A 13,078-nucleotide genomic window follows, 5' to 3' on the forward strand; every position below is an offset into this window, starting at 1 on the left:
TACAGAAGTTCTGCAAACTGGACAGGATCGTGGGATGAACGAAGACGTGGACGCCATTCCTAGGTGTGAGTCTATGGCGTCGGCCGCGTTGCCGTTCGCCACTACCGACCCTTTCGCTTAAGGTGGGGCGTTCGGTGTGAGCACCTCCGATAGCGGTTTGTCGTCCTTCACCCACTCCGGCGCCAGGGATTCGATGTCAATGCTCCACCCGGCCGCCCCCGGCCGCGGGTAACCAGTCGGCGGTTCGACTCCGTCGTACAGCCAGAGTTGACGATCCGAGTGGCGTTCACCGTGCTCCCGGTGCGGGTCCCGATAATTCCGACCCGCTGCCCGGCTGGGAAGGAGGAGACGCTCGCGGGTTTCTTGGCAGTGCCATACGCGGTCGAAGACCCAATGGTCACGGTGAGTGTCTCGCCGGTCGCGGAGCGGGATGGTCCAGCTCGTGGCGGAGATGCCCGTCACGATGCCCTGGATTCCGTGCCCTTGCTTGAGCGCTGGCGCCCGAGCAGCTTTCGGTTGAGCAGCGACGTGCGCAGCGGTCGGAGCACTGGCGGACGAAGCCACAGCCGCCGAGACACCCCAAGCCGTGGCGCCTGCGACGAGTCGGACCCCGAGCCCTGCCGCGGCGACGACCAGGCCCAGAGGCTTACGGCGCAGGTACGATCCGTCGGGCAGCGCGGCCTCCGCTTCGGGTACGATCGCCTTCATCGCATCCGTGACACCATGCGGCAGCATGCCCATGTGCTGTCATCGCAGACTCTGAGCCTCGCCGGTCGACGGGCGGTGGCCGCGTGGGCGGCTGACTGCGCTTCGCGGGTGCTCGAGCTGTTCGAGGACGCGGCGCCCGACGACCGGCACCCCCGCGACGCGATCGCCCATGCCCGGGCCTTCGCCCGCGGCGAGCTCGACGCGGCCCACGAGATTCGGGACCGTTTCGTCGCCGGGCGTGCAGCCAAGGCAGTGTAATCCCCTGCCGTCGTCGCTGCCGCTCGCTTGGCAGCGCACGCGGCCACAGTCGCTCACATGGGAGCTCACGCGCTCGGCGCCGCGGCTCACGCAGTGACGGCTGTCGCAGTCGCTCCGCACGCCGGCCCCGGGGCCGCCGATCGGGAGATCGAGTGGCAGCTCGCTCAGCTGGACGAACGGACCCGGTCCGCACTCGCCTGCTTGCCAGCGCTCGGAACGGATCGCGCCGGTCCGCTCGGTGCCGGTCTGTTCACGGGGGGGATGCTCGGTTCGACCATCCGTACCATCCAAGGCCGGGTCCGAGCCGAATCAACCGATGTCTAGGGTGACACCGTGGGCGAAACCTTCCGATGGCTGGCCACTTCCGGCGTCATTCAGGGCGTGATAATCGGGGCAACCTTCGCATACCTGACCACGATCGTGCTCCTGAATTCCGTGACCAAGGCCAAGGCCAAGACCACGACCGTGAACGGATGGTGTCGATCCCCGCCGCCGGCCGTCCCGGCAACGGGCTCCTGGTCCGCGCCGCGCTTCGAAAGGCGTTACCCGTCGTCAATGTCTTCGAGGAGGTCGCCTACTGGACGGCAACCACTGATCACGCGGATTCACGACTCAGCGGCGAAGGCTCCTACCGCCTCAGGCTGCCAACCGACGGACTTCCACCGACCAGCGCAGTCTGGTCCGTCGCCGCAACAGACCCCACCGGCACATCCCCGAAGCGTCCGCGGGCGTCCCGAGCGTCAGCAGCCGCTCCGGTCTTCGCGCCGAGCCCGACGGCTCGCTCGAGATCCTGCTGCAATCTCGCCCACCTGCCGATCCGGCTCGCAACTGGCTGGCGACTCCGCCGGGTCCTTTCTCACTCATGCTTCGCGCGTATCTTCCGGGGCCCGCGATCCTGGGTGGAACCTACGAGCCACCGGCCGTGGAAGCGCAGCCATGAATCGACTCATCCTGAAGTACGCCACGCCAATCACTATTGTCATTCTCGTAATCTTCGCCTGGGTCGTCTACCGGCGGATCGTGGACGGAGGCCTTGCCGCGATCGTCCCGCTCGTGGTCATGGCCGTGATCGTGTGGGTGGTCGGTGCGTTCCTTTTCGTGTTCTTCTGGCCGCGCATCACCGTCGGCGGCTTCAAACGGATCTTGGTGACCCGGGGGGACCCGATCCCGGTCAACACTCTTTACGCGGCGCCTGAAGGCCCGTCGCGGTCCGCCGCGGCCGGCAGCGTCATCGCCACCGCCGATGACCTCCTCTACCTCGGGGGTTGGCTCGATGTGAAGGCCGGCCCGCAGGTTCTGCACTTGCCCGACTTCGGGGACCGCTAACACAGCGTCCAGTTCACAGACCCCGCCACCGGGTCGGACTTCGCCTACGTCGGTACGCGAACCACGGGCACCGGCCCGCGCGAATACCTCCTATCCGGTGCCGGCTGGAGCGGAGCGACGCCACCCAAAATGGCGCGAATCGATATCTGCCCACCGCGGCGCGCTGCTCATCGGCCGGGTGCTCGTCGCTGATGAGGCGGACCGAAAGACGGCCTACGACCTGGCGACACAGGTGCAGCTCACGCCCTACGAACCGCGGTGATCGCGGTCCGTCATCGTCAAGAGCGGCCGAGTTGGCCGCTGCGATCGCGAGAATCGCGAGTGCCGACGATTCTTGGCATTCTCTTGCAACTCACGGCGTTCACTGCGTGAGAGCGATCGACCGAAACGGAGACGGCCAGCATCTACACGAACTCGACCTCGGCGCCCCCTGCACCCGTTACGCGGCATGAGATCAGGGACGCCGCACGCACGCCCCTTCGAAGCCGCGATCAGGAGCGCGGCGTGAAAGCGCTAAGGCCGTAGCTTCCGATTCTTTATGACCAGAACGGAGCGGTCGCCACGTACAGCCGTCTCTCAGCTCACGTAAGAAGACACCAAGAAATCATCGGGATTGTTGAAAGGGGCCCTTATCGATCTCAACAGTAGGAGTGGGTGGATGCGTGCGCTTGTGGATCGGGTACGGGGTGGCGGTGCGGCCGCCCTTGAACCGGCGGTGGTCGCCGCAACCCGACGGACGAACAGACTCGTGCTCCGGCCGTATCGTATGAGCGACCTCGGCTGCTGGCTGGCCATCGAGGCGGACGAAGCGGTTCGTAAGCCGCTGCACTGGCCCGAGCGGACCACGTCCGAAGCGAGAGCCCACCTGCGTGCTCGAACCCGCCACACCATTCTGCGGAGCGCGGGAAGCCTACTGGTGCTGGCAGTGGAGTACGAGAGTCGCGTTATCGGTGATGTCTCCATCCATTTGCGCACTGTGGCGCCGGCGACGCGCTCTGTGGAAGTCGGGTGGTTGCTGCGCTCCGATTACCGCCGCCGCGGACTCGCTACGGAAGCCGCCGGCGAGCTTCTGAGGCTCGCGTTCAACGACGTCAACGCGAACCTCGTCACAGCAGTCATTTCGTCGGCCAATGAAGCATCCGCGAGACTCGCGCGACGGCTCGGATTCCAACTCGCGGCTCGAGTCGCCGGATACGACACCTACCTTTTGTCGCGCGAGGCCCACGACCGGCCCGTCGCGTCACCACGCTCTGAGTCAGGCGCGCCCAGCCGTTCGGGCGAACCTTCGAGTTGGAACGAACGGAGGGCAGGGTAAGTGGCAGCCACGCGCGAGGGGGCGACGGCAATCGCTCGCAGCACGAAGCGTTCCTCAGCGGCGCGTCGCCATGTGACCGTCCTGCTCTGCATTCTGTCGGCTACGGCGATCCTGTACTCGTGGAACTTGGCCACGAGCGGATACTCCGACTACTACTCAACGGCCGCGAAGAGCATGTCGGTGAGTTGGAAGGCCTTCTTCTTCGGCGCGTTCGATCCGCAATCCACCATCACCCTGGACAAGCTCTCCGGGTTCCTGATTCCGCAGGCGCTCTCAGCGCGGATCTTCGGCTTCAGCTCCTGGTCGATAGCGCTCCCCCAGGTCCTCGAGGGACTGGTGACCGTCGCCGCCGCGTACTACGTCTTCTCGCGCTGGAGCGGCCGGCTCGGTGCGGCCGTGGGAGCCCTCAGTCTCGCTTCGGCCCCCCTCATGATTTCGATGTTCTCGCACGGGATGGAGGATGCTCTGCTCACCATGTGGACCACCCTCGCCATAGCGGCCTGGCAGCGGGCTATCGATTCGGAGCGAATGGGATGGCTGCTCGGAGCCGGTATCCTTGTCGGGCTCGGTTTCCAGGCGAAGATGGCACAAGCGTGGCTCGTGCTGCCAGCGTTGTGCGTCGGCTACGTGTGGATGAGTCACAGGCCGCGAACCGTGAAATTGCGTGACGTGACATGGTGCCTGATCGCGACGATCGTCGTCTCGCTCAGCTGGATGACGGCCATGACGCTCATTCCCTCCGCTCAGCGCCCCTACTTCGACGGCAGCATCGACAACAACATCTTCTCCACCGTTCTCGGCTACAACGGCATCAATCGCTTCTTCAGCAATGCAGTGCCGGGCGCCCTACCAGGCGACCCGCTGTTTCACCCGGCCGGCAATGCGGCCATCGTGGGGGCAGTCCCGGGAACCATCGCCCACACCCCGTTCAAGTTCTTCCTCCCGCAATACGCCACACAGATCGGCTGGTTCTTTCCCGTCGCCGCGGCCGGCCTCATCCTCGGTATCGCCTGGGTCAGGACGCACCGATGGCCAGACATGCAACGGAATCTGAAGGCCGGGCTTGCCATGTGTTCGCTGCTTTTGATCTCCGTCGGTGGGGTCCTCAGCGCGATGAGTCTCCCGCACACCGCGTACCTCGCTGCAGTGATGCTCCCCGTCGCCGGCTTGACCGGAATCGGAGCGACCCTGCTGATCCGCGCGTACCGTCAAGAAACGCGCTGGCGCCTCGCGTTGCCGGTCGCCGTGGGCGTGCAGACAGTGTGGTGTCTGGTGCTTCTGAGAAGCTTCCCAGCGTTTGCGGCCTTCTTGACCGCACCCGTCGCGGCGCTCGGCTCACTGGGAACAGTGGCGCTGGCATTTCACGCGTTTCGTCCCGAGCGGATCCGTCGCCTGCTCGGCGTGGCATCTATCCTCGCTGTCCTGGGGGCCGCGCTCACGCCGACTGTCTGGACGCTTTCGACGCTCAACCCCGCATTCGCAGGAACCGCGGACGACGCTTACGGCGGTCCGCAGGTCGCAGCCGTCGCAGCGCGCAAGCTGGTGCGACATGCGGCTTACGGGATCGGACTGGACTCGAACCGGTCCATTCAGCCGACCGAGTCGATCGAAGCGAGCGCCTTCGCCTACGCGCAACACCGGACATCGGACCAGTGGGCACTCGCCACCGATTCCTGGAGAAGCGCAGCGCCGATGATCCTCCGAGGGCAGACGCGCGTTCTCCCCATCGGTGGGTTCACTTCGCGGGCCCCTTCCCCCACCGCCGCTCAGTTCCGGGAGCTCGTCGCCGCCGGCCGAGTGCGCTTCGTTCTTCTCTCCCCGGCCGAGGCCAGAACCGGTGTCTACCATCCCAACCTCGATGCCCTCACCGGTTGGACCATGGGTCACTGCCAGATCGTTTCGCCCGATCTATACCTGACAGCGCAGCTGCGTGCCGCAGCAGCAGGCGTGACCTGGGACACGCTCTACGATTGCGACGCCTGACGAGGCGCTCAGACCCTAGTGGTCGGCGTCGACTCTGCCGGTAAGGTCGACGCACGGGACGGTCACTGTCCAACCGAGCGTCTCCTTGAGGTTGACGAACCGAAGCTCGTCGTCGCGGTGGCACTCGGCCGTGGCTGCGGCGAGTTGAGGCTGCCAGGCCGGCCCGTACGAACGCCGGGTGAGTTGCGGGCCGAACTGGGCGGCGACGAGCGAAGCCGCCACCGCTGCCACCGCGATGACGGACCAACTCAGCGCGGGCCGTCGGCGCCGACTGCCGAACGCGATCGCGGCGGCGACCGGCAGCACGAGCGCAAGCAGCATCGAGGGGACGACGCCATACCGGGTGAGCCAGGCGTTCGACAATTGTGCCGAGGTGAATTGTGCGTAGTCGTAGAACGTGTCCGGGTTGGTCGCGACGCTCGCGACGTAGATCAGGACGGATCCGCTCAGGGCCGCGGCGACGAGCAACCGCTGGCCGCGCGTTCCGCGGACCATGACGTAGATCGCGGCGGCCACGACGACGGCGAGAACGGCGATGCCGACGGCGGGTCCTGTCGCGGCGAGGACAGGTCCAATCCGGGACTGCGGGACCACGAGCGGCATGGCCGAGTTGATCAGGTACCCGTATGCAATCGACAGCGAGTCGACCGCAGGGTTCGTGTTCTCCGCCCGCGGCCAGGAAAGCGTCACCACCAGCTGCACGACCATCCCGGCCAGCAGACCGGCCCGCACGATCCACACCAGCCAGTCGCGGGAGCGCAGCAGCAGAAGCGGAGCGAGGAAGAGCACCTGGATCTCGGTCAGCGCCCCAAAGAGCGCCACGCCCGAGAGGATGATCGCGGTCCGCATCCGCCGCGGCCGCGACAGCACGACCCAGAACAGCGCCCACAGGAACACCGAGTGCAGGTTCGCGAGGTTTCCCAACACCTCCCGCGGCGCGAGCGGGGCGAGAACCGTGAGCCCCGCGATGAACAGCCGCGCGGGAAGCCACGGAACCAGGTCCCGAGTACAGACGAAGACGACAACCGCAAGCGCTCCCGCGATCGCGCAGGCGGCAGCCGTGGTGGCAAGCGCCCACTGATCGACCGGAAGGAGCACCACGCCGGCAGCGACCAGTCGCGGGACGGTGTGCAGGTAGCCGGCGTAGGGCTTGAAGAGGACGCTCGGGCCGCCCAGCGCGGCCGACGAGATGAACGTTCTGCCGTCTTCCGCCCAGAACGTACCCTGGGCAATCGCAGGGATCCGCAGCCACGCAATCGCTGCACAGCTCAGCCCGAGGACCACAAGCAGGACGACCGGCCGCCGGCGGATAGTATCCCCGACTCTGCGAATCCGGGAACGGCGAGCGATCGGCGCGACAGTCATGGCCGTCACCTGGGTCACACGACTTCCACGGCGGCTGCGCCTCGGACTGTCGAGGTCGGCTGAAGCCGGAGCGTGACGAGTTGCCGCAGGAAGGCGGACCCGTTGGCGAGGGTCGCCTTGGAGGCTCCCGCCGAGCGGACCCCGAAGGAGAACGGTATCTCGGTCATCGTCAGCTGATGGCGCAGGAGCACCTCCAACAGGATCTTGAAGCCCTGTGGCTGCATCGCTTTCAGGTCCAGTGATTCGCGACGAACCGCGAAAAAGCCCGTCATCGGGTCGGTGCACTCTCGCAGCCTTCGCGGGAACAACGTGCGTGCGAGAAGGGTACTCGCAGTGGAGACCAGGTGCCGCACCGATCCGTCGAGGCCGCCCGCGCTCCCTCCGTCCCGATAACGGGACGCGATCACGATGTCCGCACCGCGCGATTCCCCCGCTGCAAGCAGCCGGGGCAGGTCCTCCGGCGGGTGCTGCAGGTCACCGTCCATAACGACGACCCACTCGTGGACGGCGAGTCCCATCCCGACCAGCACCGCGCCTGAGAGACCGCCGACAGGCTCGTCCCGGTGCACAATATCGACACAGTGCGGGAGTTGTCCGGACTGCACGGCAGCCACAGCCGCCGTGTCATCGGTCGAGTCGTCGACGATCAGGATCTCGCTCCGATCGGGATCGAGCACCGCGGCGAGCCGTCGAATCAGCTCACCGACGTTGCCCGCCTCGTTGAAGGTGGGAACCACGACCGAGACACCCCCCACCTGTGTTCCCTCTGCACCCGCGCTCTGCCGCATCCAGGCTCCTCGCTCTCACCTACATCGCACACCCTCCGCTCCAATATTCGACAAAGAAACAAGGACGTTCCCTGAAAGATGCATTTGTGCACCTCTCATCAACGGAGCCTCCCGGGCCCCGCCCGATGGAGAACGCGTCACGAGAGGGTGAAACAAGCACACCGCGACCAACCCGATCGAGCTCCACGCGAAAGCGTGCGCACGTCAGCGCAGCCGCTACCATGCCCGTTCGCCGCGGATGTGGAGGTCCTCGTAGACCACGGATGAGCCGGTCTCCGAAATCAGCACGAGTTGCTGGAGGCCCAGATCCGACTCACCATGGTCGCGCTGCTCAGGGCCGTCCTGGTCGACATCGTTGAGCGATTCGAGGCGGGCTTCGAAAAGCGGTCGCCACGATTCGAACCCCAGCGCCGGGTGGAAAACTGCGGACATCCATGGCCGATGACTTCGGTGACGTTCAGCGCCCCCAGGACTTCTCAGGCGGCCTTCGAGGTCCAGACTGACACGCGTCGATTCCCCACCTTCCCCAAGTCGGCTCACTCGACGGGAGCGTTCTGCTCCCGCTCCGGTGCCCGGGCCCCGGAGCGCCGGCGACGCAGCGCGCTGACCACGATGGGGAGGACGGACACGACGACGACGACGATCATCAGCGCATCGATGTTGTTCGCCACGAACGGGATGCCGCCGAGCAGCACGCCGAGGACTACCATGACGATGGTCCAGCTGATCCCGCCGATCGCGTTCCAGATCAGGAAGCGCGGGTACCGCATCGCCGCGATCCCGGCTGCGAGCGGCACGTAGGTCCGTACGAACGGCACGAAACGGCCCAGCACCAGGGAGACGCCGCCGTAGCGGGTGAAGAACGCGTCTGCGGCCTCCAGCCGCTCTGTTTTGAGGATCCGGGCGTCCGGCTTGAAGAGGTGTCTTCCGAATCGTTTCCCGAGCCCATAGCCGACCTGGTCGCCCGCGAAGGCGGCGACTGCTGCGACGACGGCGACCTGCCAGGGCTGGATGCCGAGGTGCGGCGCGAGGATGGCCGCGGTGATGAGCAGCGAGTCGCCCGGCAGGAACGGGAACAGGATCCCGGACTCGATGAACACCACGACGGCGATCCCGACCAGCACCCACGGTCCGAACGCATGCAGCCAGGCCGACGCGTCGAGGAGAGGAATGGAAGCGTGGAAGGTCATGACACCCAGTGTCTCCGACGCGGAACAAGGTGCCTCTAAGAAAGGGCGTTCGCCAACCCGCGCACCGCGCTCACCCCGCCCACCCCGCCGAGTGTCGGCGGCCCAGTCCTCACGATCGGCAGAACACGCGGTCGCCGTGCTGGTGAGAATCCGAATCCGCTGACAATGCCGAACCTTCTCAGTGCCCTCTATGAGTTCGAGGCGTTCACTGCGAATCAGCAATTGATCGACTGGAGGGCCGGAGAGCATCGACACGAACACGACCATGGCGCCGGAGGCACACACCGCCGGGCACGACATCGCCGACGCCTCGAGCCCACTCCCGCTAGAGCCGCGATCCGGCGCCGTCGACCTGGTGCGCGTACTCGGAATCACGGCGGTCGTGGCCGGGCACACCCTGCCATTCCCCTTCGTCCGCACGCTCGTCTATAGCTGGCACGTGCCCGTCTTCTTCTTCCTGGCGGGATACTTCTGGTCGACGCACCGAGCGCTGAGCCGAGAGGCGGCGACGAGGATGCGGACACTTCTCCGGCCGATGCTCACCTGGCTGGTGCTGATCGGCGTCGTCTTCGTCCTCGTAGACACGCACCTCGAACCGGACACGTGGCAGCGTCTGGCCGGTCCGCTCACCGACGGCGAGAACTCCGCGATGCCGTTCACCACTTTCTGGTTCGTGATCGTCCTCTTCTCCTCGGTCCTCCTCCTCCGGCTCGTCTGGCGACTTCCGCGCACGATCATGTGGGCCGTGACCGGCACGGCATTGCTGCTGAGCCTCATCGCCGGGCCGCAGCTGGCGAACACACCCCTGTCGGTCGGGTCCGCGCTGCCCTGCACTGCCTTCCTCGCGCTCGGTTACGCCGCCAGGACGGTGCGACCGCGCATCAGCCGACCAGGCCTACTCGGGTGCGCCCTCCTCGTCGTCTCCACGCTCCTCGTCGCGACCGGAGTCGCCCTCCCGCTCGACATCAAACAGGGCGACTACGGGACCCCGGCACTCAGCGTCCTCGCTTCCGTCATGATCTCCTTCGGACTCGTGCTCACTTGCGAGAAGCTCTGCGAACATCTGCCCGCGGCCGTCGGCCGGGTGGCGACCGTGCTGAGCTATGGCGGATTCATGGTGGTGCTCACCCATCCCTTGGTGCTCTGGGCGCTGACCGCCCTGGCGCCGCCCCTCCCGAGCTGGATCACTTTCAGCCTGTGTCTGCTGGTGCCCTGGGTCCTGGCGTTGTGCGCACTCCGCACGCGCCTGTCGGCGTGGTTGACCGGCGTAGACCAGCCGACCGCCTCGTTCAGAGCCGGGTGACCCCGAGGACGATGATCGCGGCGGCCCCGGCGATCGCGACGGTCAACACCAGCGCATCGGACGCACTGAGACTCGGTCGCTGAACGGTCGCCTCCGAGACTCCCCCACGCAGGGTCATCGATCGCCCGAAGTCGTTGGCTCTGCGCTGCGCTGCGGCGAGAACGGCTGTGAGCACCTCGACCAGAGCGTCCCAGGCGCTCCGGATCCGGGACACGCGGTTGCCGCCGCGCAACCGACGCGCGCAGAGCACGCGCAAAGACAGTGCGCCTCTCAGCGATTTCTGGGAAAGGAGGATTTTGACTAGCTCCGTGATGTTGACCGAATCGCTTCGCCCGGCGAAGCCATTCGTCCGGATCCCATCCCCTCGCGTCGTCGCCCTCTGCCTCGCGCTCGGCGCGACGGCCACGCTGGTCACCGCGGCCGGATCCTGGGTGCCGTCGCTGTGGGGGGACGAGGCGGCCAGTCAACTCTCCGCCCGACGCTCGCTCCCCAGCCTCTTCCAAATGCTGCAGCACGTAGACGCTGTGCACGGCACCTATTACCTGTTCCTGCACTTCTGGGGGAGGGTGTTCGGCTACAGCGCGTTCTCCATCCGGTTCCCGAGTGCGCTGGCGATCGGCGCGTCCGTCGCACTTGTGGTCTGGATGTGCGCCCGCGTGTCGAGTATGCGCGTCGCCGCGCTGGCCGGGATCGCCTGCACGGTGCTTCCCCGGCTCATGTATGCGGGCGGGGAGGCTCGCGCGTTCTCGTTCGATGCGACGCTCGCCACAGCCCTGTGCGCCATCGTGATCGAGATCGCGGTGCGCCCCGGACGCAGCCGCCCGCTGTGGGCCGGCTACGGCGTCCTGTTGAGCATCGCGACCTACTTCTTCATCTACAACAGCTTGATGGCGATCGCCGTCGGCGCGTTCCTGCTGCTAACCCCGTCGCTGCGCCAGCACTGGAGGCGGTGGTTTCTCGCCAGCGCCCTTGCGCTGGTGGCAGCCCTTCCTGTGCTGGTTTGGGCCTACCTGGAGCGGGCGCAGATCGCCTACCTCCAGGCCGGGGGCTACGCGTCTTGGGATGTCGTGCTCAAACAGCTGTGGTTCGAAGACACCCGATTCGCGTGGGTGGGATGGACGCTGATGGCGGCCGGCGCCGCCAGCGCGACCGCGACAGCGTGGCGACTGCGCCGCGCCGGACTCACCCGGACCACCCCGGATCTGCGCGTGCTGGCCCTGTGCTGGCTGGTGCTGCCAATGGGGGTGCTGCTGCTGGCGAACATCTTCTTCGCCCTGTTCACCGCGCGATACGCCGCCTTCACCGCACCGGCGGCCGCCATCCTGATCGCGACAGGGATCGACACGATCGCTCAGCTGGCCAGCGGCCGAGAGAGGCGCCATGCACGGCTCGCCACCGCAATCTGCATCGTCCTGATGCTCGGCGTCGTCGCGGTTGCCGCCCCGAACTGGGCGGCGCAACGCGGCCCGTACTCGCAAAACGAGTCGGACTGGAATCAGATCGCCGCCACCGTGCACGCGCACTCCCGGCCAGGCGACGCCATCGTCTTCGATGCGGACGCCCGGCCATCGCGGCGAACACGCCTCGCCTACGACACGGCGCCTCCCGAAGCATTCGGACCGGTGATCGATATCCTGCTCAAGACGCCGTTCCACAGCAACTACACCTGGTATGCGTCGACCTACTCGGTGAGTCAGGCGGCCGCCCTCGGCCGTTTCAACACCGTCTCCCGCGTCTGGGCTGTCGAATACAACACCCCGCACGGTCTCACCGGACCGAACACACCCGACACCTACGGTCTCGCAGCCCTCCAGCAGATCGGGTTCCACCAGACCGCCGCCTACCGGCTGCACGCCAGCGTCGTCTACCTCTTCACCCCGAACTCATGACCACCGCGAAGACTGCTAGCCCAGCGCGCCTATCGAGAGCGTTCGAAGCGGAACTCGGGATTCTTAGGCGCTCATGTGAGCGCGGCTGTAATCCTCAACCATGCGCAAAGTGATGCTGACAATTATCGCTGTCGCTGCTGCGATAGCTGCCGTCGTCGCGGCAGCTATCGCGCTTGAGCGTTCAGATCCCAGCGAACAGTTTGATGGCGTACCAGACGACGTGTGGTCTTGAGTTCTCGTCCGGAGCGCGGGCCGGGTAGCACCGATGGTGAATGCGGTGCTGTCAATCAACCCCGTCAACGGCTGGGTGACCACGACTTGCACTGCGGTGTCGGTGATACTGCTTATCTATCTCCTGTGTCGCTCTCGTGGGCATCGTGGGGCGCTTACGGCAAGCAAGGCGCTTCTGGGGGTGCGGCGCTGTCTGTTCTCACCTGGCTCGTCCTTGTCCGCATTCAGCACACGTTCACGGTGCCGATCCCTCACGCGGTCTATTTCTGGTTCGCATCATCCGTGTCCGCCATTGCGCTGGCTCTGGCCAACCTTCGGCAGGCAGGGTGGCGGCGAAGAAGCATCGCGGTCGCCGCCATCGTGGTCTTCGCCACGACCGGCACCGTGAACATCAATGCGCAGTTCGGCTTGGATAGAACTGTGGGGGGATTTCGTCGGAATCCTGCCTAGCCATCCCGTCGTTCTCCCGCCGCGAGTACGACCGATCCGGGGCCGAGCAGCGCCTCTCTGGAAGACTTGGCGAGCGCCCGCCGGGCTTCCCGCACACGGAGAACTGGGCACGCAGGTCATCCCGAACACTTGGTCAGGCTTCTTCGCGCGCGGGCGGGGGGGCGGGGCGGCCGCGGCCCGGGCGCGCCCGCCCCGGGCGCCGCGCCCGCCCCCACCGCCCAGGAGAACGCGCTCGGCGCGATAAGCGTGAGGGGGAGCGGAGCAAGAACGCG

At 66.5% G+C, this 13,078-nt stretch carries 9 protein-coding genes and 3 pseudogenes; 8 read left to right on the forward strand and 4 right to left on the reverse strand.

What is annotated here, in order from left to right:
- The first annotated feature begins 723 nt into the window (after positions 1-723).
- The 5 genes and pseudogenes from ABIA36_RS17080 (at position 724) to ABIA36_RS17100 (ending at position 5,590) form a co-directional block, all read left to right on the forward strand.
- A pseudogene (locus tag ABIA36_RS17080) lies at positions 724-1,290 on the forward strand (putative immunity protein).
- A 149-nt stretch (positions 1,291-1,439) separates the two neighbouring features.
- A pseudogene (locus ABIA36_RS17085) lies at positions 1,440-1,906 on the forward strand (DUF1214 domain-containing protein).
- A gap of 119 nt (positions 1,907-2,025) precedes the next feature.
- Positions 2,026-2,484 (forward strand): annotated as a pseudogene (locus tag ABIA36_RS17090) (DUF1254 domain-containing protein).
- 466 nt (positions 2,485-2,950) lie between these two features.
- Complete coding sequence (locus ABIA36_RS17095) at positions 2,951-3,607, forward strand: GNAT family N-acetyltransferase (RefSeq protein WP_369963722.1); 657 nt, start codon at positions 2,951-2,953, stop codon at positions 3,605-3,607.
- A complete protein-coding gene (locus ABIA36_RS17100; protein WP_369963723.1) occupies positions 3,608-5,590 on the forward strand; it encodes an ArnT family glycosyltransferase in 1,983 nt (660 codons plus the stop codon).
- 15 nt (positions 5,591-5,605) lie between these two features.
- Here ABIA36_RS17100 and ABIA36_RS17105 read toward each other — a convergent pair whose 3' ends face one another.
- From ABIA36_RS17105 to ABIA36_RS17120, 4 genes are all read right to left on the reverse strand, one after another.
- A complete protein-coding gene (locus tag ABIA36_RS17105; protein WP_369963724.1) occupies positions 5,606-6,955 on the reverse strand; it encodes a hypothetical protein in 1,350 nt (449 codons plus the stop codon).
- A 14-nt stretch (positions 6,956-6,969) separates the two neighbouring features.
- Positions 6,970-7,743 carry a polyprenol monophosphomannose synthase gene (locus ABIA36_RS17110; protein ID WP_369963725.1) on the reverse strand — a complete coding sequence of 258 codons (774 nt, stop codon included), beginning with the start codon at positions 7,741-7,743 and terminating at the stop codon, positions 6,970-6,972.
- 216 nt (positions 7,744-7,959) lie between these two features.
- On the reverse strand, positions 7,960-8,175 hold the full coding sequence (locus tag ABIA36_RS17115; protein ID WP_369963726.1) for a hypothetical protein: 216 nt from the start codon (positions 8,173-8,175) through the stop codon (positions 7,960-7,962).
- Positions 8,176-8,279: 104 nt separating this feature from the next.
- On the reverse strand, positions 8,280-8,933 hold the full coding sequence (locus ABIA36_RS17120; protein ID WP_369963727.1) for a DedA family protein: 654 nt from the start codon (positions 8,931-8,933) through the stop codon (positions 8,280-8,282).
- 265 nt (positions 8,934-9,198) lie between these two features.
- On the opposite strand from ABIA36_RS17120, the gene ABIA36_RS17125 reads away from it, so the two are divergent.
- The 3 genes from ABIA36_RS17125 to ABIA36_RS17135 all read left to right on the forward strand — a co-directional run bounded on the left by ABIA36_RS17125 (position 9,199) and on the right by ABIA36_RS17135 (position 12,806).
- Complete coding sequence (locus ABIA36_RS17125; protein WP_369963728.1) at positions 9,199-10,236, forward strand: acyltransferase family protein; 1,038 nt, start codon at positions 9,199-9,201, stop codon at positions 10,234-10,236.
- Positions 10,237-10,403: 167 nt separating this feature from the next.
- Positions 10,404-12,125 carry a glycosyltransferase family 39 protein gene (locus ABIA36_RS17130; protein ID WP_369963729.1) on the forward strand — a complete coding sequence of 574 codons (1,722 nt, stop codon included), beginning with the start codon at positions 10,404-10,406 and terminating at the stop codon, positions 12,123-12,125.
- A 357-nt stretch (positions 12,126-12,482) separates the two neighbouring features.
- Positions 12,483-12,806 carry a hypothetical protein gene (locus ABIA36_RS17135; RefSeq protein ID WP_369963730.1) on the forward strand — a complete coding sequence of 108 codons (324 nt, stop codon included), beginning with the start codon at positions 12,483-12,485 and terminating at the stop codon, positions 12,804-12,806.
- The last annotated feature ends 272 nt before the right edge of the window (positions 12,807-13,078 follow it).

The sequence above is a fragment of the Leifsonia sp. EB34 genome, assembly GCF_041260585.1.
Lineage (GTDB): Bacteria > Actinomycetota > Actinomycetes > Actinomycetales > Microbacteriaceae > Leifsonia.

What these genes read in the sequence shown, in the direction of transcription:
- ABIA36_RS17095 (WP_369963722.1), top strand. Translation starts at nt 2,951, where the DNA reads ATGCGTGCGCTTGTGGATCGGGTACGGGGTGGCGGTGCGGCCGCCCTT.
- ABIA36_RS17105 (WP_369963724.1), bottom strand. Translation starts at nt 6,955, where the DNA reads ATGACTGTCGCGCCGATCGCTCGCCGTTCCCGGATTCGCAGAGTCGGG.
- ABIA36_RS17110 (WP_369963725.1), bottom strand. Translation starts at nt 7,743, where the DNA reads ATGCGGCAGAGCGCGGGTGCAGAGGGAACACAGGTGGGGGGTGTCTCG.
- ABIA36_RS17115 (WP_369963726.1), bottom strand. Translation starts at nt 8,175, where the DNA reads ATGTCCGCAGTTTTCCACCCGGCGCTGGGGTTCGAATCGTGGCGACCG.
- ABIA36_RS17120 (WP_369963727.1), bottom strand. Translation starts at nt 8,933, where the DNA reads ATGACCTTCCACGCTTCCATTCCTCTCCTCGACGCGTCGGCCTGGCTG.
- ABIA36_RS17125 (WP_369963728.1), top strand. Translation starts at nt 9,199, where the DNA reads ATGGCGCCGGAGGCACACACCGCCGGGCACGACATCGCCGACGCCTCG.